The 23024-nt window shown below is 57.5% G+C and carries 23 protein-coding genes; 11 read left to right on the top strand and 12 right to left on the bottom strand.

Features of this window, described 5'->3' with window-relative positions:
• Positions 1 to 8: 8 nt before the first annotated feature.
• Together H7A51_14095 and H7A51_14090 are read left to right on the top strand one after the other, a co-directional pair.
• A complete protein-coding gene (locus H7A51_14095; GenBank protein MCP5537349.1) occupies positions 9 to 1172 on the top strand; it encodes a substrate-binding domain-containing protein in 1164 nt (387 codons plus the stop codon).
• An 11-nt stretch (positions 1173 to 1183) separates the two neighbouring features.
• Positions 1184 to 1771, top strand: a complete 588-nt coding sequence (locus H7A51_14090; GenBank protein MCP5537348.1) for a DUF4202 domain-containing protein — start codon at positions 1184 to 1186, stop codon at positions 1769 to 1771.
• Between the two features lie 6 nt (positions 1772 to 1777).
• Here H7A51_14090 and H7A51_14085 read toward each other — a convergent pair whose 3' ends face one another.
• On the bottom strand, positions 1778 to 3139 hold the full coding sequence (locus tag H7A51_14085; GenBank protein MCP5537347.1) for a Gfo/Idh/MocA family oxidoreductase: 1362 nt from the start codon (positions 3137 to 3139) through the stop codon (positions 1778 to 1780).
• Positions 3140 to 3293: 154 nt separating this feature from the next.
• On the opposite strand from H7A51_14085, the gene H7A51_14080 reads away from it, so the two are divergent.
• Complete coding sequence (locus tag H7A51_14080) at positions 3294 to 4496, top strand: nucleoside monophosphate kinase (GenBank protein MCP5537346.1); 1203 nt, start codon at positions 3294 to 3296, stop codon at positions 4494 to 4496.
• 81 nt (positions 4497 to 4577) lie between these two features.
• Here H7A51_14080 and H7A51_14075 read toward each other — a convergent pair whose 3' ends face one another.
• The 3 genes from H7A51_14075 to H7A51_14065 form a co-directional block, all read right to left on the bottom strand.
• Positions 4578 to 5426 carry a PEP-CTERM sorting domain-containing protein gene (locus H7A51_14075; protein MCP5537345.1) on the bottom strand — a complete coding sequence of 283 codons (849 nt, stop codon included), beginning with the start codon at positions 5424 to 5426 and terminating at the stop codon, positions 4578 to 4580.
• A gap of 127 nt (positions 5427 to 5553) precedes the next feature.
• Positions 5554 to 6336, bottom strand: a complete 783-nt coding sequence (locus H7A51_14070) for a hypothetical protein (GenBank protein ID MCP5537344.1) — start codon at positions 6334 to 6336, stop codon at positions 5554 to 5556.
• Between the two features lie 54 nt (positions 6337 to 6390).
• On the bottom strand, positions 6391 to 7158 hold the full coding sequence (locus H7A51_14065; protein MCP5537343.1) for a DUF1080 domain-containing protein: 768 nt from the start codon (positions 7156 to 7158) through the stop codon (positions 6391 to 6393).
• Between the two features lie 107 nt (positions 7159 to 7265).
• Here H7A51_14065 and H7A51_14060 point away from each other — a divergent pair, with 107 nt between their 5' ends.
• The 3 genes from H7A51_14060 to H7A51_14050 all read left to right on the top strand — a co-directional run bounded on the left by H7A51_14060 (position 7266) and on the right by H7A51_14050 (position 9586).
• The gene (locus H7A51_14060) at positions 7266 to 7874 is read left to right on the top strand and encodes a methyltransferase domain-containing protein (GenBank protein ID MCP5537342.1); all 609 of its coding nucleotides are present in this window, start codon (positions 7266 to 7268) and stop codon (positions 7872 to 7874) included.
• 58 nt (positions 7875 to 7932) lie between these two features.
• Positions 7933 to 9087 carry a TMEM43 family protein gene (locus H7A51_14055; protein MCP5537341.1) on the top strand — a complete coding sequence of 385 codons (1155 nt, stop codon included), beginning with the start codon at positions 7933 to 7935 and terminating at the stop codon, positions 9085 to 9087.
• A gap of 196 nt (positions 9088 to 9283) precedes the next feature.
• Positions 9284 to 9586: a CAP domain-containing protein gene (locus H7A51_14050; GenBank protein ID MCP5537340.1), complete on the top strand. Its 303-nt coding sequence runs from the start codon at positions 9284 to 9286 to the stop codon at positions 9584 to 9586.
• On the opposite strand, the gene H7A51_14045 is transcribed toward H7A51_14050, so the two are convergent.
• From H7A51_14045 to H7A51_14015, 7 genes are all read right to left on the bottom strand, one after another.
• Positions 9583 to 11166 carry a phospholipase D family protein gene (locus tag H7A51_14045; protein MCP5537339.1) on the bottom strand — a complete coding sequence of 528 codons (1584 nt, stop codon included), beginning with the start codon at positions 11164 to 11166 and terminating at the stop codon, positions 9583 to 9585. The two genes, H7A51_14050 and H7A51_14045, sit on opposite strands and share 4 nt — an antisense overlap.
• A 91-nt stretch (positions 11167 to 11257) precedes the next feature.
• Entirely contained in the window at positions 11258 to 11995 is a 738-nt protein-coding gene (locus H7A51_14040; GenBank protein ID MCP5537338.1) for a hypothetical protein, read from the bottom strand.
• Between the two features lie 146 nt (positions 11996 to 12141).
• Positions 12142 to 12879, bottom strand: coding sequence for a hypothetical protein (locus H7A51_14035; protein ID MCP5537337.1), 738 nt, complete (start codon positions 12877 to 12879; stop codon positions 12142 to 12144).
• Between the two features lie 82 nt (positions 12880 to 12961).
• Positions 12962 to 13558 carry a methyltransferase domain-containing protein gene (locus H7A51_14030; protein MCP5537336.1) on the bottom strand — a complete coding sequence of 199 codons (597 nt, stop codon included), beginning with the start codon at positions 13556 to 13558 and terminating at the stop codon, positions 12962 to 12964.
• Positions 13559 to 13840: 282 nt separating this feature from the next.
• Positions 13841 to 14758, bottom strand: a complete 918-nt coding sequence (locus tag H7A51_14025; GenBank protein MCP5537335.1) for a paraslipin — start codon at positions 14756 to 14758, stop codon at positions 13841 to 13843.
• A 41-nt stretch (positions 14759 to 14799) separates the two neighbouring features.
• A complete protein-coding gene (locus tag H7A51_14020; protein ID MCP5537334.1) occupies positions 14800 to 15252 on the bottom strand; it encodes an NfeD family protein in 453 nt (150 codons plus the stop codon).
• 223 nt (positions 15253 to 15475) lie between these two features.
• On the bottom strand, positions 15476 to 17341 hold the full coding sequence (locus tag H7A51_14015) for a right-handed parallel beta-helix repeat-containing protein (GenBank protein MCP5537333.1): 1866 nt from the start codon (positions 17339 to 17341) through the stop codon (positions 15476 to 15478).
• 110 nt (positions 17342 to 17451) lie between these two features.
• On the opposite strand from H7A51_14015, the gene H7A51_14010 reads away from it, so the two are divergent.
• Positions 17452 to 17712, top strand: a complete 261-nt coding sequence (locus H7A51_14010) for a hypothetical protein (protein ID MCP5537332.1) — start codon at positions 17452 to 17454, stop codon at positions 17710 to 17712.
• 4 nt (positions 17713 to 17716) lie between these two features.
• A complete protein-coding gene (locus tag H7A51_14005) occupies positions 17717 to 18277 on the top strand; it encodes a hypothetical protein (protein MCP5537331.1) in 561 nt (186 codons plus the stop codon).
• 71 nt (positions 18278 to 18348) lie between these two features.
• Here H7A51_14005 and H7A51_14000 read toward each other — a convergent pair whose 3' ends face one another.
• Positions 18349 to 19563, bottom strand: a complete 1215-nt coding sequence (locus H7A51_14000) for an MFS transporter (protein MCP5537330.1) — start codon at positions 19561 to 19563, stop codon at positions 18349 to 18351.
• Between the two features lie 111 nt (positions 19564 to 19674).
• On the opposite strand from H7A51_14000, the gene H7A51_13995 reads away from it, so the two are divergent.
• From H7A51_13995 to H7A51_13985, 3 genes are all read left to right on the top strand, one after another.
• Positions 19675 to 20217 carry a hypothetical protein gene (locus H7A51_13995; protein MCP5537329.1) on the top strand — a complete coding sequence of 181 codons (543 nt, stop codon included), beginning with the start codon at positions 19675 to 19677 and terminating at the stop codon, positions 20215 to 20217.
• Between the two features lie 111 nt (positions 20218 to 20328).
• Positions 20329 to 22047 carry a fibronectin type III domain-containing protein gene (locus H7A51_13990; protein ID MCP5537328.1) on the top strand — a complete coding sequence of 573 codons (1719 nt, stop codon included), beginning with the start codon at positions 20329 to 20331 and terminating at the stop codon, positions 22045 to 22047.
• Positions 22048 to 22232: 185 nt separating this feature from the next.
• The gene (locus H7A51_13985) at positions 22233 to 22952 is read left to right on the top strand and encodes a putative 4-mercaptohistidine N1-methyltransferase (GenBank protein ID MCP5537327.1); all 720 of its coding nucleotides are present in this window, start codon (positions 22233 to 22235) and stop codon (positions 22950 to 22952) included.
• The last annotated feature ends 72 nt before the right edge of the window (positions 22953 to 23024 follow it).

Raw genomic sequence — 23024 nt, 5'->3', positions numbered from 1 at the left:
GCAACACATTGACAATTTCTGCAATCACGACCAGTATCCCGGATATGCCCGCGCAGCAAAAATTCAATGTCATGCTTGCGTTGGGATGGAATGATCCGGAATGTTTTGCCACGATCATCTCGCAAGCCCTGGAATACGACTGGCACCTCGAACTCCGCGCGTACTACACAGGCTATATTCCGAAGCGTTGGCAAGGTGACGGCATCCTCTACATCCAGGGGATACGCCCCAAACTTGAGGACTTCGTGAGCAAGCAAGCGAAGCGCTGTCCGGTGGTCGCCTTGAACAGCAACCTGCCGAAAGGCCTCAACATCCCGGTCGTCAGCCCGGACAATTACACCGCAGGCAGCATGGCCGCCGATCACCTGATCTCCCGTGGCTACATAGACTTCTCGTTTTACTCCCCCGCTCCAGGCTCCGTGTCGGATGCCCGACAGGCCGGTTTTAAAGACACCGTGCTGCAAGCCGGATTCAGTTTTCATCCGATCAAAAACAGGAAAAACCAGGTCCCTAACACATCGTGGTCGGAACAACAATCCCACCTCAGCCGGCAACTTGAACTGCTGCCGCCGCGGACGGGCATACTCGCACTCGATGACCTGACCGCATCCGACCTGATCGAGGTGGTATTGGAATCGGGTAAAAAAATCCCGGACGACTTCGCCATCATCGGCCTCGGCAACAACCGCGCCGTATGTGAGTGCGCCCAAACCCCGATCACCAGCATCGACCTCCGGACCGAGGAAGTCTCCAGACAGGCCGCCACCCTGCTGCACCAGCTGATGACAGCCCAGCGGGCCAGTCCGGCAAACAGCACCATGGTCCCGGTCGGGGAACTGGTGGCGCGGGAAAGCAGTGATGCCACGATCGTTCACGATCCCCGTCTCAAGCAAGCCGTCCAATTTCTCAAGACCAACATCCTCAAGCCGGTATCCCTGCAGCAGGCAGCCGATGCCGCGGGGATCTCACAGCGCACGCTCTACAGCCTGTTTCGCGATGAACTGGCAACCACCCCAGCCGACTACTTACGCGAAGAGCGCACCCTCATTGCCTCCCGGAAGCTGATGGAGGACCCGGAGCTGACCATCCGCGATGCGGCCCGGCTGGCAGGATTTTCCTGCACCCGGACCCTCAGCAGGAGCCTGAATACCCGCAATCTCAACAACACATAAAATACAAGCTCATGAACAACACACTGCTACAACAAGCCTACGCCCGCTTCGATGCCGCCAACGCCCAGGACCCCAACGCGGTGATCGTGAATGGCGTCGAGCAGCCGAAGGAACTCGTCTTCGCCAAACGTCTGACCGAGGCCGTGCTGACACTCGACCCCGGTGCCTCGGAAGAACTCCGGCTCGCCTCGCGCTGCCAGCATATTTACCGCTGGAAGGTTCCCCGCAGCACCCAGCCGATGGGCCGGGCCGGTTACTTGAAATGGCGGGCGGGATTAAAAAAATTCCACGCCGAAAAATCCGCTGAGATCCTGCGGGAGGTCGGGTACGATGATGACACGATCGCACGGGTGCAGGAGTTGAACCTGAAGAACAACCTCAAGTCAGATCCCGACTGCCAGACGCTCGAAGACGCCTTGTGCCTGGTGTTTCTTGAACATCAGTTCGATCTCTTGATTGAGCACACCGAGGAAGGGAAAATGATCAACATCGTCCGCAAGACCTGGTCGAAGATGAGTGCGCGCGGGCAGGAAAAAGCCGCCCAACTCGAATACTCCGAGCGGGCGGCGGCTGTGTTGGAAAAGGCTTTGGCCGGTTAATGGGGCCTAGGCAAACTCCGCCGGCGGCTTGAAGCCGTCGCGGTATTCCGCGCGCTTGAGGATATGCTTGTTAGGCGGATCGTCTTTGAAGCGGTTCGCCTTGGAGTCCCAGATTAGTTCGCGGTTCGGGTAGCGTGTCGCTTTCACCGTGAGCAAGCCGGCCTCGGTGACCAGGGCACCGATGTTGAGGTCGCCAAGGAGCTTGTTTTTCGCACCGAAGCAATTGTCCACCCAATCATGCCAGTGGTTGTGCGACGCGACCTTCGGCAGCGGGAAGTTGTCCACTTTCTTACCGTTTTGGTAGATGTGGAGGGTGCCGTTGGCCTGAAGGACGATGGTGCCGTTTTCACAAACGAAGATGGTATGGTTGCTTCCGTACCTCGTTCCCAGCGGCAGGCCTGTTTCCGAACACGGCGGGTGGATGTCGTGGTCATTGTAGTGGACGATGAACCGCTCGCCCTTGGTGTAGGCTGTTTTGTTAAACGTCAGCCGTGACTGGTTGTAGGCGGAGTGGCCGACGGGGGTGGAGGGCCTCGGAGTGTCCGTCTGCACACAGATCGGGGCCTCGAGGTCCAGGCCGAGGAAGATGACGTCGAGCAGGTGACAGCACCAGTCGGCGAGCTGACCACCGCCGAACTCCCAGTAGGTGCGCCATTTCCTGTGGGCGATGTCGTTGTTGTAGGGAACCTCTCCCGCGTAGCAGTTTTTCCACAGGTCCCAGTTGATGTGCGACGGCACCGGTTGTGCATCGTAGTATTTCTCCAGCCATGGTTTGTCGAAGTAGTGGTTCACGGCGACCTTGCCGGTCCACGCCCATGCGGAGGTGGCCTTGCCGAGTGCGCCGGACTTCAGAATGGCGATGGCCTGGTTGCGGCCTGCTATGGCCGACCTCTGGTTGCCCATCTGGGTGGCCAGCCCCGGCTTGGCGGCGAGCGCCTTCTTGAGCATGCGGATTTCATCCAACTGCTGGACGACGGGTTTTTGCAGGAAGAGGTGCTTGTCCTTGGCCATGGCCTGCAATGCAAAGACGGCGTGGGAGTGGTCCGGGGTGCAGACAACGACACCGTCGTAATTGTCGATGTCCTTGGTCAGGGCGATGCGGGCATCCGCGTAGGTGGCCGCCTTGGGAAACTGCCTGGCTACCTCGTCGAGGTGTTTTTTGTTGATGTCGCAGAGTCCCGCAATCTCCACCTTCGGGTGTTTCTTGAGGGCGTTCCTGTCCATGGCGCCGATGCCACCGACTCCGATTTGGAGCAGGCGCAGCTTGCTGTTTTTGTTGGCGGACTGTCCCAGGGTAGGAACCACACTGCTGGCCGCTGCCAGCCCCATCGTACCGATAAATTTACGGCGATCAAAATGATTATTCATGTCGTTATATCTATACGGCGGCATATTCGCTTTGTATATGTCATTTTTCCTCGTAAAGATGTCATTTTTCCTCTCGTTCAGGCCGCTGGCCAACAAAGAACCGCTTGGTACATTTTCTAAAGACTCGACTTTTTATCACCCCTCACCTACCCACATGCCCGTGAGCACAACAGATTCTTCCCCCAAAAAGAGCCCGGATCTCGAAGTCAAGGACGCCCAGATTATTTTCAATTCCGTATGGGACGCCCTGGAGGCCGAACGGGGCAGGGAGAAAATGCGTTTCCCGAAGGAGCTTATCTTATTAGGCGGGGCACCGGGCTCCGGCAAAGGCACCAACACCGCCTACATTTGTAAAGTCCGCGATATCTCGTCCGAACCCATTGTGGTCAGCTCCCTTCTCGACACTCCCGAAATGCGTTCGCTCAAGGCCGAGGGCCACATGGTGGGCGACCGCGAGGTCGTGGACATCCTGTTCCGCAAATTGCTTAACCCCTCGTACCGTGAAGGGGTCGTGCTCGATGGCTTTCCGCGCACCAAGGTGCAGGTCGAGTGTATCAAGATGCTCTATGATAAAATGGTTACCCTTCGGCGCGAGTTCGAGGACACCCCCCTCAAGGTGCATTTCAAACAACCCATTTATCACATCATGGTGCTGTTTGTCGATGAGGCGGAAAGTATCGCCCGTCAGCTCAAACGGGGACGCGAAATCATCGCGCACAACGAGGAGGTGAAACGGACCGGTGTCGGCGAGCTTCTCGAGGAGCGCCCTACCGATACCAATGTCGACCTGGCGCGCAACCGCTATCGCACCTTCAAGGAGCATACCTATGAAGCCCTGCTTTCGCTGAAACAAATATTCCACTACCACTTCATCAACGCCCAATTACCCCTGCAGGCCGTCCAGGAGAACATCTTCCATGAGCTGGAGTATCAAAGCTCCCTGGAACTCGACCCCCGCACCTACGATGTGCTGCGGAATCTGCCGGAAGCGGGTGAGGTCATCAGTCACGCCCGACGGGATCTGGTGTACCGGCTCGACCGCTATCATCTGGAACACCCGGAACTCTTCAGGGATGTAGTGGAGCTGATCAATACAAAAATCATGCCCATCATCGTACCCCACGCCATTTCAGGCAGGGCGCATGTGAACACCGAGGATTCATTGTTAGGAAAACCCAAAGCCGTCGCCATGCTTATCGATGTTTTGTCCGAGCGGGGATTTTTTGCCTCCGTGGACATCCATCTCAAGGAAATCCCGAGCCGTATTGACTTGAAGACCGGTAGGATCGAGTGCCGCGAGAAAAAGGTCTTCCGCATCATGATCCGCTTCAAGGGGTCCGAGATCCGCAGGGGCTAGACGGGCAAAGGGGTCCGGTGGGACATCGCCCCCCCGGACACTGGAAATTGGAAATACCCGGGCCGCAGGCGCCGGACCGGTCTAACGGCGACGGCGCAGCATCAGACCCAAACCAGCGGCAGTCACCAGGAGTGCGCTGCTTGGCTCGGGGATCGTGGTTGGCCCCTTTTCAAAATCATGGACCAGGTCAATGGTGCCGATTCTACCCGTATCTATCACGGTCCAAGAAACTCCCTTGCTACCGGAACTGACGGATAGCGCACCATCAAGATAGGATCTTCCCCAGAGGCCCATGCGATACGGCGTGTCCGAGTTGCCCGTCGTGTCGCCATCATTGTCAAAGGGGTAGCCAAATCCCTCCCATGAGGCACCACCAGGACCGGTTGCCAGGGTCGCCAGCTCTGATTCGCTGAAGCTTAGTGAGAAAATGGTGTCCGTGCCCGTGCCGCTACCCGTGGTGGTCTTGGAGTAAGTTCCTGTCATCAACGGCAAGACATTATGGGTGCTCGTCGGTGAGTTGGCGTAAACGGCGGCATAATAATTTCCGGAGCCATCAAGATAAAGTGCGGTCCAGTCGGCATTCGCAGTGTCCGGTGCTGCCGCACTGTTCGTAATGACCAGAAACAGGGCATCGGCGTCACCCCAGTCCCAGTTGCCAATATTCACATTGATGGAAAATGCCGTGTCCTTGACCCAGGTGTAATCGTTGAGTGGGGAAGAGCCGCCGATGGGGCCATTGTCAATGACTGCGGTACTCATGGACATATCCAACGAGTTCCAGTGGCCGCCATTGTCGCTACCGCCCGGAAACCCATCGCTAACACGATCCCAACTATAGTCCCAGGTGGCCGTGACCTGAGCGTGGACGGACGGAAGCACGAGAAGGCTAACAGCACACCCGATGAAGAGGCTTGATGTGATTTTTTTCATAATGCATGTAAGGGGAACATCGGGCATTATAAACCTAACCAAACTTTCCACCAGTCCAAAATACCGAAAAATATAACGCGCCATCCCCCAAGGAATGGCGCATTCATGTTGATTTACGCAGTTTTACTTAGAAGGTTTTTTCCAGGTAAACCAGAAGTTGCTTCCGGTCGGCAAACCCGACTTCAGCGGTTATGGAGAGGTCGTCCGTAAAGTTCCACCGGCCACCGACTAGAAAGTTCCAGTTGTCCTGGTCCTCAAGGTCCACGTTGAAGCTGACCGGGAATGACGGTCCCCCTAACGAGAGGTTGATGTTCCCTGCCTGTGTGTGTTCGGTGCGCTGGTACTGTGCACCAACCCAGAGGGCTCCTTTTTCGTTAAAAACACCGACCTTGGGTAAAATGACCAAGGTATCGATTTCCGCCTCATCCAGCGAGGCGAAGGTATAGGACCCGGTCAGGGAGGCGAAGTAATGTTTGTAGGCGTAGGAAAGGGTCATCCCGCCACCATAGACCCAGCCATCATAGTCGACCGAGACATCACCGATGGGAGCCACCAGACTGACATCCACGGTGCCATCGACCCGGCCACCAATGGCAAAGAAGGTAACAAAGGGATAAGGGGTGTAGGAAAACTTAAGCACCATCGTGTCTGCCGTGTTTTCAATATCGGTCACCGCCCTCTCATCGAGAGGAAACATGGGTGGCAGGACCACACCGACGGGCAAGGTGAAATCGGCTCCTGTTAGCCTGTAGTCCTGTTGCTGGTACACATAGGAGATGCCCAGGGCAAACTTACTCCATTCATACGCCGGTTTTTCCTCGGGCAACGGAATATCCACTTTGTCACCGGCAAACGACGATGACGCGAGCGCGCCCACGACACCTAACATAACAGTTGCATTCATTTTCATAGCGTATCCTTATAACACAAGGCCCAAGGCATGCAATCTGTAAAACGGGCCTGGTTATTCCTTCAAAACCTTCACCTCAATCTTGCGGAACTGGGTTGGATGGCTTTCGGCCTGGATGGAGATCGTGCCCTTTTCGAGCACGGTGCCGTCGTCGAGCTGGGGCATTTTGTATTCCATCACCACCTTGCCACCGACTTTATGGCGAATCACATCACCGCCCTGGACCTCGATTTCAACCGTCACCCATTGGTCGCCGTGGAAGGTTGGCGAGGTTGAATTGATACAATGGCGCTTATCGAGTTTGCCTTCAAAATAGACATGGGTTCCAGGCGTGCAGAGGTTAAGTGTTGGACGATCGCCTTTTCCGTTAGGGTGGCCGCCGAGTAGCTGCACCTCGATGGAATTGGGAAAATCCTGGTCCTTGCCCATACTGGCCGCCGTCTGGCCATGGATCATCAGGCCGTTGTTGCGGAACGCCCAGCCGGGGCCGCCCTTGACCTGGTCGCCGATAAAGCGGTACTCGGCGCGCAGGATGTAGTGGGAGAATTCATCCTTGTAGAACAGGTGGCCAAAATTCTTATCCCACTTTTCATAGTTATCATAATTCACCGTCAGCAGGCCGTCTTTGACCATGAAGGTGTTTTTATAATTCACCCCGAGGTCGTGCCCTTTGAACTTGGGGGTCCAGCCGGTAAGGTCCTTGCCATTGAACAGCTGGATCCACTCACCCTGCGCACCCGCCTTGTCCTCTGCTTGCAGGGCGGCCATGGTAAAAGCCGCTGCCACACAGGAGGCAAGGCATCGTTTGATATTTTGTTTCATTACCCCCTAATACGAGCCGTGAGCCGGATTATTTCAAGTGGAGGATCCATCTTTGTGCTATTTTTCAGTTTTCAAGAGGTGGCCTTTTCATCAAGTTCCTCCCCCCCATGGCCACTTTCTCCAATCCGCATACCCATCAGGATCTGGCCCGACTCAGGCGGTTTCTTTCCGAGACGCTGGCCAAGTCGGGGCTCAAACAACCATCCTCCCAGGTAGAAGTCATGCAGCTGCTCAATCTGGCCTGTGGCAGGGCGGACGAAACCGGGGTACTCGCCGATGTGTTTGGCAAAAATGCGGACCAGGTCCAGCTGACGGGTGTCGACATCCGGGCACGGGAAATCGGCGAGGCTACCGAGCGTTGGAAAAGGCTTCCGGACAAGACGACCACTGATTTTCTCGTCCAGGATGCAGCGAGGTTATCGGATCTCACGCAGCTGTCCGACGGCTTCGATATCGCCTTCATGCGGCATCAGAACTTCTGGAATGGTGATAGCACGTGGACCAGGATCTATGATGAGGCGCTGCATCGGCTCGATGACGACGGGCTGTTAGTGATCACCTCCTACTTTGACCGTGAGCATCGGCTCGCGCTGGATGCCATCCAGGGTCTTGGTGCCGAACTGGTCTGCACAGAAAAAAACCGGTATTCCAGGAAACTCAGCGACGCCCCTTCGAAGTCGGTTGACCGCCACATGGCAATTTTCCGAAAACCCTGACCGAGCCACCGGGAGTTTTCAGGTTGCTATGCATGGGTGTCATCGTTTAGCATCAGGTATGTCTGATAGTTTTACCGAAACAGTCACCACCGGCTGGTTTAGCCGGATTGGAAGTTCCATCAAAGGTATCCTCGTGGGTATCATCATGATCATCATCGCCTTTCCGGTTCTTTTCTGGAACGAGGGCAGGGCCGTCAAAACCCGCAAGGACCTCGACCAGGGTGCCAAGGAGTGCCTGTCGGTCAATGCGGCTACCGTTGACAAGGGCAACGAAGGCAAGCTGGTCCACATCAGTGGCAAGGCAACGACACAGGGGGCGCTCATCGACGAAAAATTCGGTGTCACCGCCGAGGCCCTGAAACTCAGGCGGAAGGTGGAAATGTACCAGTGGAAGGAAAACGCCAAGAGCTCCACATCAAAAAAACTCGGCGGCAAGGAGGAAAAGACCACCACCTACACCTACGATAAAGTCTGGGCCGAAGGGAGGATCGACTCAGGCCAGTTTAAAAAACCCGACGGACATAACAACCCGTCGACCTCGCTGAGCTCACAGTCGTGGTCAGCCACGCCGATCACCGTCGGCGCCTACACCCTGAGCGACGAACTGGTTCGCCAGATTGAGAATTTCACGCCCTTCTCCGCGAGCCAACCCCAGGAAGGCATCGCTCCGATCGATGGCCGTGAAGTCCGGTTCAACAGCGGCCAGTTTTACCTGGGGAAAAACCCGGCGTCTCCCGCCATCGGTGACGTCAAGGTATCATTCACGATCGCCATGCCCACCGATGTCAGTGTGATCGCCCAGCAGAACGGCAACAGCTTTAGCCCGTTCAAAGGGAACGCCGGCACTAGCATCAACATGCTCCAGATCGGCAACCACACAGCGGACTCCATGTTTACCAGTGCCCGGGAAAGCAATAAAATGCTCACCTGGATTCTGCGGGTTGTCGGTTTTGTGGTGATGTTCATCGGCTTCAGTCTGGTGTTCAAACCCTTTTCGGTGGTTGCAGACGTATTACCCATCGCCGGCGATATTGTCGGCGTGGGCACAGGTATTGTCGCCTTCCTGCTCGCCGCCCCGCTTTCGCTGATCACCATTGCCATCGCATGGATTTTCTACCGTCCAGTGATCGGGATTCCCTTGCTACTGGTCGCGGTTGTCGGTTTGGTTTTCCTGATCAGAAAAATAGCCGCCGTCAGAAAAGCCAAGGCCTGATGATGCACCCCTGTGTTAGATATCCGCTCTCCGGCCTCGTGGCTGCCCTGGTCTGCGCCTGTGGCTCATCCTCGGCTATACCCGTGCCGACCGCACCCGTGCCGGCACCGCAGCCGTCGCTTGCCGATGAGGGCTCCTCGGAGCTGCTTCGCCTGATGAATGAAGCCCGGAGAAAAAACGTAGTCCCCAGCTCACCATCGACCCCCGACTCGTTCTGGCGGCGAAAGATCACTCGGACTCGATGGCAACACACCGGTATTTCGCCCACAAGGGTTTGGACGGCTGTCATTTCCAGGCTCGAATGGCGCGTCATGGATACCCGCTATCGCACTCCGCCGAGAATCTAGCCATGGCCCGTGACGCCCGGACGGTTTTTCAGATGTGGTGGGACAGCAAGGGTCACAGAACCAACATGATGAACAAAAGATACACCCGTGTAGGGATCGCGCGCTCAGGTGACTACTGGACCGCGAACTACTCGGCACCCGACGGCAGCTAGGGCCATGCCCGGTAGACCTGTTGGTCAGGAAACGCGGGAATCCTCACATGGAACGGCCTCAGGATGGTTTCCAGCGTGGCTTGCAGAACGTTCAGGGTGGGCTCGCTCCGTCGTGTCTCCTTTCCCGATACCCAGAGGAACCTCCCCCGCTTGTCGACGGTGAGTCGCCACGCGTTTTCCGGAAGCATCAATTCCTCCATCGTCTGCCGCAATACGCGTGCCAAGGGTGGGCTGTCAACACACACACCCTCCTCGGTGTTTACAAAGATTGCCCGACCATCAAAATTCAGCGTCCCGATGTAGCAATACCTGGAATCGACCACCACCGCCTTTGAGTGCAATCCCACCTTGCGTGTTTTGTTAGACCCTTCATTGAGGTATTGCAACGCTGACGGTCCAGGACGGTGCTTGAACTCATAGATTTCCACACCGAGAGCCAGCAGTAGCTTACGGTATTTCTGGTATTGATTATGCACGATGGGGTGGTTGTTAGAGCCGATCGAAGGCAGCAGCAGCCGCACCCTGACACCTCGTTTTCGCACCGAGCTGATCATGTCGACCACCCTCCGGTCGGGCACGATGTATGGGGTCACCAGAATGAGGTCATGCTGGCTTTTTGCAGCCATCCGGATGGTGGCCTCCAGGACCGGGCGCGAGGTGCTGGAGATTTCCGGGGCATCCGCCAGATACTCGGCATGCCCCTTGTGCATCCCTCGATGGAGGCGCGTCAGCAGATGTGACCAGTTCTGCTTCTGGGTTGGGAAAGCACGGGGCAAGCGGCTGTGCATCCTTTTGATGATGGTATTGGATTGCAAACGAAAGTCATCCAGTGCGAGCCGGGGAAAGGCCTCGACACTGTAGCTCGCCCCGCAGTTCCAATAACGGTCAAAACTCCGGCTGATCTCGCTGACCACGGGGCCCGTCATGATGACTCCGAGGTCGACCAGGTTGTATTTTTTCCCGTAGCCAAAACAATGTGAACCAACATTCCGACCGCTGAGAATCGCCAGGGTGTTATCCGCGATAATCGCCTTGTTGTGCATACGCTGGTTTTTCTCCTCGTGGTTGGCGAGCATTTCCAAGGATCTCATGAGCAGCCCCCCGCGTCGGTGAAAGGGGTTATAGATCCTCACTTCGATGTTAGGGTGGGAATTGATCGCAGCTAACTCCTTATCCTTGAAAGTAAGTCCAAGAACCAGGTCATCGAGCAGCAGACGCACGCGCACGCCGCGGTCGGCGGCTTGAAACACACGCTCAAGCAACACGCTGCCAGCCAGGTCTTTCATCCAGAAAAACATCTGGATATCCAGCGAGCTGCGCGAACTGTCGATCATGGCGAGCCGATACTCAAGCGCCTCCTTGTTTCCCGTAATGGGCAGTAGACCATCATGGCGCCATCCCGTCCGATGGCGTACTTTTTCCGACACCCCGGCCAAGGGGCCGTGATCCGGTGCAGCCATGGCAGGTGACGGGATTTTTTCCACCGGCGGCGGCAAGGTGTGACACCCCTGCACAGCCAGACAGGTGGCTACGACAAGAGCCGCTCCACAACCAGCATTCCATGTGCGGTTTTTTGACAACGTTAGACGAGGGTGATTTTCCGACGGCATTGCACCACAGCCATAGACGGGATGCAATTTCTATCCGCAGCGGTCATTTTTTCGGCCGCTGTCAATCCTGGCCGGTCTGGCAACTTTCCCGGTGGTTGGGTGCCAGCATTTCGCGGCGGGGCATGATCCGGCCGGTGCTGCTGACCACCCGTAATGGACTGACCATATTCAATGCCTCACAACAGCGCACTGCGTCTAAATCCAAACCTGAATAGTGCAATGCCGCCGCAACCGCCGTCGAGCAAAGGTAGTCATCACCTATTTCACTGGGGGTGTGAGGTTCGAGGCAGTTACTCCAGATACCCACCATGCCAACAAAATTATAGGAAAAGATCTTGTTTTTCTTGTTGATGGAGCGGTGCACAAACTCGCGTAACCTCACCATGTCGAGCTGCTTCCATCGGTCGAGTCTGTAGACATCGAAGGAATGGTGGGCGAGTTCGTCCAGGGTATCCAGAATGTTAGGGCCGCGCGCGCCCTGGCTGGTGTAGAGGCGCAAGGCCCTGGGGTTATCCGGGTCTTTGACGGCAATGGACAGATGCGCGTACTGCATCATCAGGTAGCTCACGGCCTTGATGTTGCCATGGAGCAGCTCGTCACGCTTTTCCTTGTCCGTCATCCGAAAGGCAACCAGGTCGCCCTCCTGGATGACCTTGCACACATCGTTTAACCCGCTGTCCCCCTTCGTGTGGCCGGCGATGAGGTCAAACCTGGCACGTTTTCCCTTGGGCAGGGCACAGGCCGCCACCTCGGCCTTGGTAGGTTTGATCCAGCGTGGCGGGCCAAGATTGCATCGCAAGCTAGGATGGCAGCTTAGGAGAAGCGGCGCAAACGACAGCAGTAGTAAATTACGGATCACGACAGTGGAGCACCTCCTACACTAAGGCAGAAAGGGTTGCAACGATGAACCCATGATTCGTCAAACGGGTGTTATCATCCGGTCCCTCACTTACCTGCATCAGACGCCCGCGTTGAACGCATGATGCGCCCCTTGCTGGTAAATACCTTTTTCGGACTGACCAGCTGGAACATGCTGCGTTTTTTCACATTGGCCATGTCGAAGCCGGCATAATGCAGAGCCGCAGCCACCGATGTCGAGCAGGTATATGACCCTTGAATCTCATGTTGTTCCCGTGGCTTCAGATCATTGTTCCAGATACCGCAGGCAGCGAGGTAATCATAGGCAAAACCCTGGTCCGATTTCTTACGGGCGATACGGGCAAACTCACGCAACCGCTCTGCATCCATTTCGTCCCAACGGTCGAGGCGGAACACCATGAATTTCTTTTCCTTCAGCTCGTCCAGGCCAGCACTGAAATGAGAGCCTATCTGTGGCAGACACGAAAAAAGCCGCAGCGGCGGTTTCCTGCCCGGAAGTCTGACCACAATCGCCGAGTGACCGTAATCCAGGGTGAGATACGCCAGGGCACCCATCCTTACGTTAAACAGACCGGTCCTGGCCTCCTTACGGGTCATCCAAAAGGCGATCACATCCCCTTCCCTGATCTGGTTCTTGACCTGTTCAAAGTTGGTATCCCCCTTCCTATAGCTAGCCACCCATTCAAACTTCGCCGACCCCTCAGGAGACACCGGCCCCGCTCCGACAGGCCTTGGCATGGGTGCACGGTGCTCGCAGCCCACCAGCATGGCGGCAAACAGAAGCATGGACAGGATTCGTATCACGGACAAGGTGGACACCCTACACCCGGACAGCTGGACATTCAACACCGATCCTTGCGCTACGGTCCTTGCACCGGGTGCCGTTTCATCGGCGACGCCAGCACATCAGCCACTCCTGCCCTTCCCGAGTGGGAAACGCGCGCGCCGGCCTCCGCTCCCATCCAAGTGTGAAGCGGCGGACAAAATGATGATGGATCGTCTCGATATCTGTTTTAAACGGCGGCCCGTCCGCATCCGGTTCGTCGGAAAAAGCAAAAAACACACCAAACAAGACACCGCCGGGCTTGAGCAAGCGGTATGCGGCATCCACGTAGGCATCACGCTGCCCGGGCTGGATGGCACAGAAGCAGGTATGCTCCCAGATGGCATCATAACGACCTTCCTCCCCGTTGACGGGATAAAAGAAATCGGCCACCACATAGCTGATTCCCTCTCCCGGGTTTGCCAGTTTGGCGCCGGCGACTGCTGATTCAGAGATATCAAGCCCCACCGCCTTACAGCCGGCCTTTGCAATCGCTGCCACATCGTGGCCATAACCACAACCGGGAACGAGCACCTTCATATTGTTAGAAAAGTCGCCGTTTTCAAGAAGCTCAGCGAGTGCGGGTGCAGCCTCGCCTTTGTCCCAGGGGGTGTCGCCCTGGAGGTATCGTTGGTTCCAATCGGATGCGGATTCTGCCATGGCTTGAATTAAGCGTACGACACGTCTGTGTGCCAACCATAAAGAGGATGCCGTGAAATTGATGGATGAATGTCGAATGTCGAATGTCGAATAGCGATTGTTGATTGATGAAGTATCAGACCAAGCAAACCTCGACCTTCGATAATCATCACTCATCACTCGCCAATCACCCTTGCCTAACAAGGAAGCCCGAGCCTAGCCCACCACAAACGACAGGGTCCACACAAGAAGCCCTGCCGTTTGTTGTTTGTGGTAGTGGAAGGACTTGCGTCCCTTCGTTTGTTAGGAAATTTTCGTCTGGCTCAGCATCTTGCCGAGCGAGGCGACCGTGCCGCCGATGTCAGCGAGGTTGTTAGGTATGATCATGGTGTTGGTTTCCTTGGCGAGGTTACCGAACTCCTTGACATACTGCTCCGCAATACGGAGGTTGACTGCGTCCGAGCCGCCTGGCTCGTTGATGGCCAGGGCGATGTTACGCAAGCCTTCAGCGGTGGCGGTTGCCAGCAGGGTGATCTCCTGCGCCTTACCCTCGGCCTCGTTGATCTGGCGGAGTTTCTGCGCCTCGGACTCCTTGATCACCTGTTGTTTGTGACCTTCGGCGACGTTGATGGCGGCCTCACGCTCACCCTCGGAGAGGGCGATTTGTGACCGGCGCTCACGTTCGGCACGCATCTGTTTTTCCAGGGCATCCTGCACCGACTTGGGCGGGGTGATATTGGCGATCTCGTAACGCGTGATCTTCAGTCCCCATGGCTCGGATGCCTTGTCGAGGGCATCGATGATGTTGGCGTTGATGGTATCGCGCTCCTCGAAGGTTTTATCGAGTTCGAGTTTACCAATTTCCGAACGAAGCGTGGTCTGGGCCAGCTGGGCCGAGGCAAAGTGGTAGTTCTCGATTCCGTAACTGGCCTTCTGGGCATCCAGCACCTGCATGTAAAGCACACCATCGATTTCAATGGCGATGTTATCGCGGGTGATACACATCTGGGAGGGCACGTCGATGGCGACCTCCTTGAGCGAGTGCTTGTAGGCAACCCGGTCGATGAAGGGCAAAAGGATGTGGAAACCCGCAGTGAGGGTGCGACTGTACTTACCGAGGCGCTCGATGACGAATGCCTGGCGTTGCGGCACGATGCGTGCCGTTTTTACGAGGGTGACTACGACGAGTATGACGAGTCCGATTGATACGATGTATTCCATGGTATGGGTTGGGTTGTTGTTGGTTGAAAAAAATCCTTCCGTTACTTGTTAGGTTTGACGATGAGTTCGAGCCCCTCGCGTTTGATGACGGTGGCAAAGCGTCCGGGCAGAAGTTCCTCACTGCTACGGGCATTCCATTCGGCGCCCTTGAGTTCGACTTTGCCGGTATGTTCGCCCCCACCGATAGTGCGCACGACACGGACTGTCTTGCCGACGAATTCGTCCTCGATATTGTCGCTTCCATTGGATGAGCCACCCACGAACCAGCTGGTTACGTAGCGGCGCAGGGCAAAGAGCAGCACCAGCGAGGAAACCGCGAAAGTCAGGCACTGCGCGGGCACCGAGTCGATGAGGCCCAGCCACATTCCGATGGCAACGACCCAGGCACCGATTCCGAAGAAAACGATCACCACGCCGGGCGCGACGAATTCAAGCAGTATCATTGCAAGGCCCGCGATAAACCAAAGCATTTTAGGGTCAAGTTCAGTAGGCATATGGGAGTGAGCGTTCATCAGCTCGCTCGCATACTCACAGAAAATGTGTCATTACGCGATTATAATTCTAACGATTTATTATAGCACCCGTGGGGTACCGGATCAGGTGCGGCAGGCCCCTTGAGGCAGCTCATGCCTTGCCTCCGGACAGACCGCTTGGAGGCAAGGCGTAGAGCATCATTGCATCATACCGTGGGAATGATTTCCCTTGGCATGGCCGGCTTCAATGGTCGCCCGTGGCGGGTGACACCGGTTTGGCGAGCGGCCATACTTTGATGCTTTGTTTGCCGTCCGCCGAGATCTCGAACGGGCCGGGGAACGGATTGTTTTCCTGCCGCTTGTTGCCCAGGTAATCAGTGTCGAGCCGGTAGGGTGAGGAATCGGGCTGCACGAAGGGAACGTCCGCAAGCCTGACCTTTCCTAACAATTCTGTTGTAACAAGCCGGCGTGTCCGGCCTGTCGCCCAGCTCTTGTCGAGGGTGATTTCCAGGTAGTGGCCGTCCGCTTTTGTCAGCAACTTGATGGCGGGGTCGAACTTGGGGAGGACCAGCGGTGCCGACTCGTGTTTGGAGGGTTTGGCGCCCTTGAGAAACACATTGCCCGCCATGTTCACGGGTTGGGGCGCGGGGTCATACAGCGCCACGTTGGCCCGGGAGCCGAAGATGTTGTTGTAGAACCGGATGTCGCCGCCGTCTATTATGGCGACGCCCTTGAAGGCGGTGGAGTGGGGGTGGTGGTAGGGGGTTGCCCGTCCCTCGCCGATGCGCACATTGATGCTGCCCGCGATGATGTTGTGGGCATAGGCACCTCCCTCCGACAGGTCCAGAAGGGAAGCGGAGGAGAGAAGCATGTTGTTATCGACCAGAAACGGCCCGTGGTTGACCTCGACAAAGAGGTCCTGCGAGGGGCCGTTGTGGTGGAACAGGTTGGCGGTGACGCGGGTGCCCTGTGCCATCCAGTCCAGCCACAGGCCCCGGACGGTGTGGTGGATGTGGTTTCCGCGGATGAGCACGTCGATGGCCGCGTGCAGCTTGATGCCGGCCATTTCGGCGCCGCTGAACAGGCGCTGCACATGGATGTCGTGAACCTCGTTGCCGACAATCGTGCTGAACGCCGCACCCAGGCTGCCGACGATGCCGGCCTGCTCGCAGTGGTGGATGTGGTTGTTGCGGACGGTGTGGCTGCCGACGCTCTCCTTGTTCCAGCCGTTCTTGAGTGCGCGGCGGACGCATTCGGTGTAGGGGTCGGCGAGTCCCTTCTTGTTGGTGTTGTCGAATTCATCGCCGTACTTGCCGAGTGCGATGCCGGTGCATTTCGAGTAACTGACTTCGTTGTCCTCGATGATCCACCCCTTGTTCCAGTAGGCGGAGACAATGCCGAACTGCCCGGCGGACGGGGGTGCCCAGTTGGTGGCGGCGTTGCGGAGGTCGAAACCGCGGACGGTGATGTAGTTGATCCCAGTTTTCTCGGGGGTGAACACGGTGCGGCGGACATTGATCTCCACCGTGGCTTTGTTAGGGTCCGTGTTTTTAAACTGCGCCCAGATCGTGGTGTTGTTCGCGTCCACCCGGCAGCTCCACAAGGGGGTGGTGCCGGCGGGTTTGAGAACCTCCTCGAGCTTGGCGGCCTCGGTCAGCCAGTGGCCGTCGAGATAGACCGCGCCGGTATGATGGTCGCGGCCTTTTGCATTGAACCAGTCGCCACGTATGAGGTCGCTGTACGGATTGAATTCGCCGAAGAAGCTGTTCGGGATGGTGACCTTCCAGGTGTCGTTGTCCGCCTTTTCCCATCCCTTGATGATTTCCGAGCCGGTGATGACGACCTTTTCGCCTGCGGCCGCCTGATAGACGATGCGCTTGTCCGCCGATTCTCCGCCGCGTGGCGGGCTGACGCGCTCGCGATAGACACCGGCGTGGACGGTGATGACATCGCCGGGCTGTGCGACTTTTGCCGCCGCCGAGATGGTTTTGAGGGGTTTGGATGGAGCTCCGTCATGGGTGTCATCGCCGTTGACAGCGACATGTAATTCCGCACCAATCAATAGGGTAGGTGCTCCCGTGATCCATAATAGCGTAGTTAGTATTTTCATTGTTCTAATGGGTTTTACGGGAAGCGTTCTCTATTTATTTCAATTGATGACACCCCCTTAGAATAAGCCAGCGTTGCCCCGGCTTTGCTCCCCTGAGGACGAGGTGTTTGATGAGCGATGGATACGACAACCTGGATCTTGAAACAGAACCACTTGCTTCGTGGGTTGACGAGTCCCGTAATGGATCCCAGATTGGGTGTGTGGAAACAACGTCCGTCACCTGTCCGTCGTGTTTTGAAGTGTTTGAGGTCGCCCTGCCGCCGGCGGATGAATGCCCGTGTGAGGTGGACTACGACTGCGAGGTGTGCTGTCGACCCATGATCATCAGTTTTTCAGAAAACATGGCAGACGCCCGCAGCCTCAACGACTAAAGCCATGGCCCAATATCAACACATCGATGGTCGCGAGAGCTGCCCGTTTTTACCGCCGTCCCCCGATGTCGTTCGCCCTGCCGAGGCACGAGCGGTCCGGGAGAACGGCGGCCGGGGGGACTACTACCTCGCCGCGCTCACCTGTGCGCAGTCGTTGTGGCTGGAGGGAAAACCCGCCCAGGCCCTGCTTCAGCTCAACCATGCGATGGGCGTGGCAATGGAGGCGGACGACCCCGTCGTCATCCAGTGGCCGCTCCCCTATCAAGCCAAGGTCTGGATTTTCACCCGACGGCACGAGGATGGCTTTATGGGCAATCCCACCCGACACTACCAACACCTCGCCAGTCGGATGAGCGGACCTAACAGTAAATTGCGCAGCTGGCGCGCCTGGGCCTGTTTTCATCTGTCGGAGCGTGTCCTCCCGGCGGATGAATTCCCCCGCGACAGGCGACAGATTGAAATGGAGGGCCTTGTGATTCCTGCTTGGGAAACAACGCTCCATGAAATCAACCAACTCGGCACCGAAGGGGAGGTTGAACTCTTACGGCTGATCTATCAGGCGTAGCGAAGAGTTTACACGCTTCGTCGATGCAAGGGGTATCGAAGCGTTAACCAACGAAGGACGCAAAACCTTCGCTACCTCGCTTGGCGCGCTTCCGCCTTCAGCTCTGGGATGAGTAGTAGTGATGATACCAGGATCAATGCGGCTCCCCCGATGGCGACCGCACCCGGCCCCAACCATCCAGCCACACTAAAGGCGATCACCGGCGCCAGCACCCCGCGTACACCCGTGAGGCTACTGTGCACACTCATGTATTCGCCGACATTTTCCTCGGTCGCAAAGCGGGTCACCCACAGGCTCCACAGGATGTTGCCACCTGACCGGCCAACAGCATGGAACACCATGCCCAGACACAAGGCAAAGTAGCTGCCCCCCAGGTAGAAAATCAAAATGCCGATAAAGAAAAAGACGTTCACCATGATCCTGACGCGGTAAAACGGCAAACGGTCAAACACCATACCCCACGGCACGATACAGACGATGAATACCAGCATCGGGATGGTGCTGGTAATCAGCCCGGCCTTGTCAGCGGTCAGTTCGAAGCCGTAGACCGGGTTACTGATATACTCCACGAAAAGTGCAAAGCTGAGCAGGTTTCCCATACCTAACAACATCCAGCAAATCAGCAGTTTGCGAAATGCCCTGTCCTGGGAGACATGCTGGAAGGCATCAAACAATTTGAGGCGTTGGGTCTTCCTGAGCCTCACTCGCGCCATGGCAAACACACACCCGGCCATCACCAGACAGCAGGCCGCGTAAAACCAGAACAGTCCGTGGTAATCCCCGCCTTGTCGGGCCAGCCAAATACCAACGCCGATACCCGCAACCGCCCCCGTCATGGCGCGGACCACGCCTGCGTAGGAAAACAGTTTTCCCCTGACGCGGTTGGAATAATGTTTGCGATATATCTGGGAAATCAACGGCGAGCCCACAGTCAACATCACAGCCGACAGGCAGATTCCGGCCAGATACAGATCGAGCGAGTCGCCCGCCATCGCCGACATCGCAAAACCAAGCGCCGACGCGCACCAGACAAACACCGAGGCCGCATTCACCGAGCATCCGAGCCTGCGGACAATCTGCACGGTGAACAGGCTTAGCAGCAGACCGACGCTTGCCGCGCCGGCAATCACCATCTTCATCCACACCGGCGCACCAAACACGGTGATCGCCACATACATCGCAAAGGTCGAGCCCGCCGTCTCGATGAAACCCTGGGGCACCGACCGGACCAGCTCCAGGCCGAAGGTCCGTTGCTGTTGTCCGATATCATTGCTCTCCCCCGTCATGCCGGAGATGAACGAAGTGTAATGGCGGCTAAAGCACAAGTGAATTGATTGGTGTTAGAATTTTTACCCATTGACGCGCCCAAGAAGTAATGGTACCTGTCGCAGATACCCATGTCACTCTGCGTCAGTCACTTCCAGCCATCTCCCACGGGAGGTGCCAGGGGGCGTGGTGGCAGGAAACGGGGACATCTGACCCGATTGAACACGAAGTGGACAAGGTGGATGGCTGTTTTTGTCATCGTCGTCATGCAACTGCCCACCCTCTTGTCGGCGGCCTTACTGGTCGCCCAAAACGGCTCCGACCACGAGCTGCGTTGTGATGTTTCACAGGATGGCATCCATGTGTCACTGGTCCATTCCAACCAGTCCGGGGTCCATCAGCACAATGCCCTGGAGAGGATCCTGCTCTGTCAGGCGGCCGACGCACCGGACCATCCCGACCACCGGTTTTCTTTTTCCCAACCGTCGGCGCTGGACACGCAGAGGGCCGGCGACACACTTACGCTGCCTTCCCATCCCATGGAGATCTCCCCGTTGAGTGCCATGGTGCCATGCAAGTATCCGGCACACGTATGCCGCGTCCCGGCCCTTCTGTCCGGGGGGCCCCTCGAGCTTCCCCGTGATTGCCGTCGGGGAACAGTCCTGCTCTTTTGATCCGAAAAGGGATTTTTTGAACCGCGCCCACCCGCTTGTCCTGGCGCGCAGCCTCTTTTCCTTGATCCCCTGACGGATCGTCTTTTTTCCATCTGAACCATTGTCCATGTTATGAAACAGCTCCTGCTCACCGCCCTCTTTCCCGCACTGCTGCATGCCGCCGCGCCGGAAGAATACACACTCACCAACATCACCGGCTGGACGCCCGCCCAACTGGCGGCACTACCGCATTTCGACCGCTATGTGCCGGTGAAACCGACCGCCGCCTCCACCGATTTCACCCCGGTATGCTCCAACGGCATCGGGCTGGTCACGGGAAACCGTGGCACCCTCGGCTCCTACGTCGTCTCCGCCACGCAAACCAACATCGAGCCGTGGGGAACCTACTACTGGTCATACTGGATCTGGGACGGGAGGGACAATCACTTCTACTCGGGAAACGTCAAACAGAGCGCGGTGCGGGCCGCCAACGTGCTTGGGCAGGTCATGGGCTACTCGACCATCGCGGGCAGCGGCAGCTCATCGCTCGACTACGACTCCCACCTCTATCTCCGCGATACCACCACCGGCGAGCATCTCGATCTCACCCCGACCGCCCACCGTGCCGACCCGAGGGACATGAATGACCACGGTGAAATCACCGGCAATTGGTCGGAGACCTCCGCCAGCCACCCCTTCCGGCGCGCTTCCGGGGGCACATTTACCGACTTTGTGTTTGATTACCCCTACAGCCATTACATCGCCCCCTCGGTGATTAACAATCACGGCCACGTCGCAGGGATGATCACGATCTGGGAAACGCCGAGAATCCACCACCCCTTTTTCAGTGAGTCCGGCAGCGCGGTGGTGACCCTTCCCTACCCGTCCCAGGCATCGCCGGACACCGGCAGCATCGCCGATATCAACGACCACGACATCCTCGTGGGTGAAGCGCATCAATCCACAAACACAACGGAAACCAGTGCGGTGCGCTGGTGGCAGGACGGCAACACCTGGGTGGCCGAGGACCTCAATGAACTGCTGGTCGACAACTTCGACTTCATCCTCGACCGCGCCATCGCTGTCAACGACGCAGGCCACATCATCGCCACCGGCCACGCGGACGGAGGCGCGGACAACACGTTCAATACCCACACCTTTCTTCTGACACCGGTGACATTTCCGGCACCCACTACCACCGCGCTGCAGCCCTCTAACATCGGAGCCACCTCAGCCGACCTCCGGGTTAAAATCAACGCCGCCAACCTCACCACCTCCTCCACTCTGGAGTATGGCACCAGCACCAGCTTCGGCAGCACCGTCAGTCTGCCCGCGAGCAGCGGCACCTCACCCCAGCTCGCCCTTGCCACCGTCGCCGGACTCAACCCTAACACCACCTACCATTTCCGGGCGACATCAACCAATGCTTCCGGCGCCACGACGTCGAACAGCTACAGCTTTACCACACCATGGAATTGGGCCAGCTGGTCCACCACCACCCTCGGCTCAAGCGACCCTGAGGCGGACACGAACCAGAACGGCCTGCCGGACCTGATCGACTACGCCACGGGAACCACCGCCCACCCCACCCTGGCAACCACATCGACACAGGCGAAGCTGACCTTCCGCCGGTCGTTGATTGCCGACGGAGTGACGATCATCGTCCAGGTGAGCGATGACCTCGTCCATTGGCAGGACGGCTCGACATACAGCCTGGGCAGCGGCAGCTCATCCAACGCCACCACCACCGAGCTCAGCCGGACTCCCGACGGGACGGACGGGGAAATGGTCACCGTCGGCACAGACCTCGGCGACCACACCTTCATGCGCATCAAAGTGACCGCACCCTGAACCCGCCCCTGTTTGCCGCCGATTTCCTATAAAACCGCCAGTAACCATCCCGCTGCGCCCGGTCCCCGGGCAGGGCGGGAATCAACAGGTTCATGCCTCCGGACACCCGGCAACCCACCTCCCCCATCCTCCAACATCCATCTTCCAACTTGCATCTTCCATCCTAGCTCCTACAGCTTGTCCGCATGTCCTACGAGTCCGACCAGCTTCTCAGCGAGTATCTCCTGATGCATTACGGCACCGACGAGCAACTCATGCCCTGGGGTTTTGGTCCGAGCGAGGCGATCGGTTTTCCCGTGCGGACGGTCGACCGTTTTCCGCCCGGCGAGTGTGAGCGGGCACTCGATCTCGGCTGCGCGGTGGGTCGTTCAAGCTTTGAACTCAGCAAATCGGCGGCCCAGGTCACCGGGATCGATTTTTCCGCCAGTTTCATCAATGCCGCAACCCGTCTCCGGGACCATGGTGCCATCGACTACCCGCTGCGCGAAACGGGAAACCGGACCGTGCAGGCCACGGCGAGGGTGCCCAAGGATGCCCGGCCCGAACATTGCCGGTTCCTCTGCGGCGATGCCATGAACCTGCCTGATGATCTGGGGCGCTTCGACCGCGTCCATGCCGCCAATTTAATCTGTCGCCTCCCCGAGCCGGAAAAACTGCTATGCCGCCTTCCCGGCCTCGTCAAACCCGGCGGCTACCTGGTGCTGGCCACACCGTGCACCTGGCTCGATGCGTTTACCCCTCCTGACCGGCAGCCCGACGGCGACACCTTTGACTGGCTTGAAAACCGACTCACGCCGGCGTTTGAACTCATAAGCCGCGCTGACGAGCCTTTTTTGATCCGGGAAACCGCCAGAAAGTTCCAGTGGACGGTTTCGCTGGTAACCCTCTGGAAACGCAGGCTTTAAGGTGCGTCCTGCAATGGGCCGGGCACAGCCATGGACTCGGCCCGGGCCGGGTCCGAGCTTGACTTCGCCCCC

The sequence above is a fragment of the Akkermansiaceae bacterium genome (assembly GCA_024233115.1).
In the GTDB taxonomy this organism is placed as follows: domain Bacteria; phylum Verrucomicrobiota; class Verrucomicrobiia; order Verrucomicrobiales; family Akkermansiaceae; genus Oceaniferula.
This window is presented reverse-complemented; position numbering and strand designations above follow the sequence as displayed.

Bases quoted from the DNA above. Each gene is read 5' to 3' on its own strand.
- H7A51_14060 (MCP5537342.1), top strand. From the start codon at position 7,266: ATGGCCACTTTCTCCAATCCGCATACCCATCAGGATCTGGCCCGACTC.
- H7A51_14085 (MCP5537347.1), bottom strand. From the start codon at position 3,139: ATGAATAATCATTTTGATCGCCGTAAATTTATCGGTACGATGGGGCTG.
- H7A51_13990 (MCP5537328.1), top strand. From the start codon at position 20,329: ATGAAACAGCTCCTGCTCACCGCCCTCTTTCCCGCACTGCTGCATGCC.
- H7A51_14075 (MCP5537345.1), bottom strand. From the start codon at position 5,426: ATGAAAAAAATCACATCAAGCCTCTTCATCGGGTGTGCTGTTAGCCTT.
- H7A51_14030 (MCP5537336.1), bottom strand. From the start codon at position 13,558: ATGGCAGAATCCGCATCCGATTGGAACCAACGATACCTCCAGGGCGAC.
- H7A51_14080 (MCP5537346.1), top strand. From the start codon at position 3,294: ATGCCCGTGAGCACAACAGATTCTTCCCCCAAAAAGAGCCCGGATCTC.
- H7A51_14025 (MCP5537335.1), bottom strand. From the start codon at position 14,758: ATGGAATACATCGTATCAATCGGACTCGTCATACTCGTCGTAGTCACC.
- H7A51_14070 (MCP5537344.1), bottom strand. From the start codon at position 6,336: ATGAAAATGAATGCAACTGTTATGTTAGGTGTCGTGGGCGCGCTCGCG.
- H7A51_14010 (MCP5537332.1), top strand. From the start codon at position 17,452: ATGAGCGATGGATACGACAACCTGGATCTTGAAACAGAACCACTTGCT.
- H7A51_13985 (MCP5537327.1), top strand. From the start codon at position 22,233: ATGTCCTACGAGTCCGACCAGCTTCTCAGCGAGTATCTCCTGATGCAT.
- H7A51_13995 (MCP5537329.1), top strand. From the start codon at position 19,675: ATGTCACTCTGCGTCAGTCACTTCCAGCCATCTCCCACGGGAGGTGCC.
- H7A51_14015 (MCP5537333.1), bottom strand. From the start codon at position 17,341: ATGAAAATACTAACTACGCTATTATGGATCACGGGAGCACCTACCCTA.
- H7A51_14055 (MCP5537341.1), top strand. From the start codon at position 7,933: ATGTCTGATAGTTTTACCGAAACAGTCACCACCGGCTGGTTTAGCCGG.
- H7A51_14005 (MCP5537331.1), top strand. From the start codon at position 17,717: ATGGCCCAATATCAACACATCGATGGTCGCGAGAGCTGCCCGTTTTTA.
- H7A51_14065 (MCP5537343.1), bottom strand. From the start codon at position 7,158: ATGAAACAAAATATCAAACGATGCCTTGCCTCCTGTGTGGCAGCGGCT.
- H7A51_14000 (MCP5537330.1), bottom strand. From the start codon at position 19,563: ATGACGGGGGAGAGCAATGATATCGGACAACAGCAACGGACCTTCGGC.
- H7A51_14090 (MCP5537348.1), top strand. From the start codon at position 1,184: ATGAACAACACACTGCTACAACAAGCCTACGCCCGCTTCGATGCCGCC.
- H7A51_14020 (MCP5537334.1), bottom strand. From the start codon at position 15,252: ATGCCTACTGAACTTGACCCTAAAATGCTTTGGTTTATCGCGGGCCTT.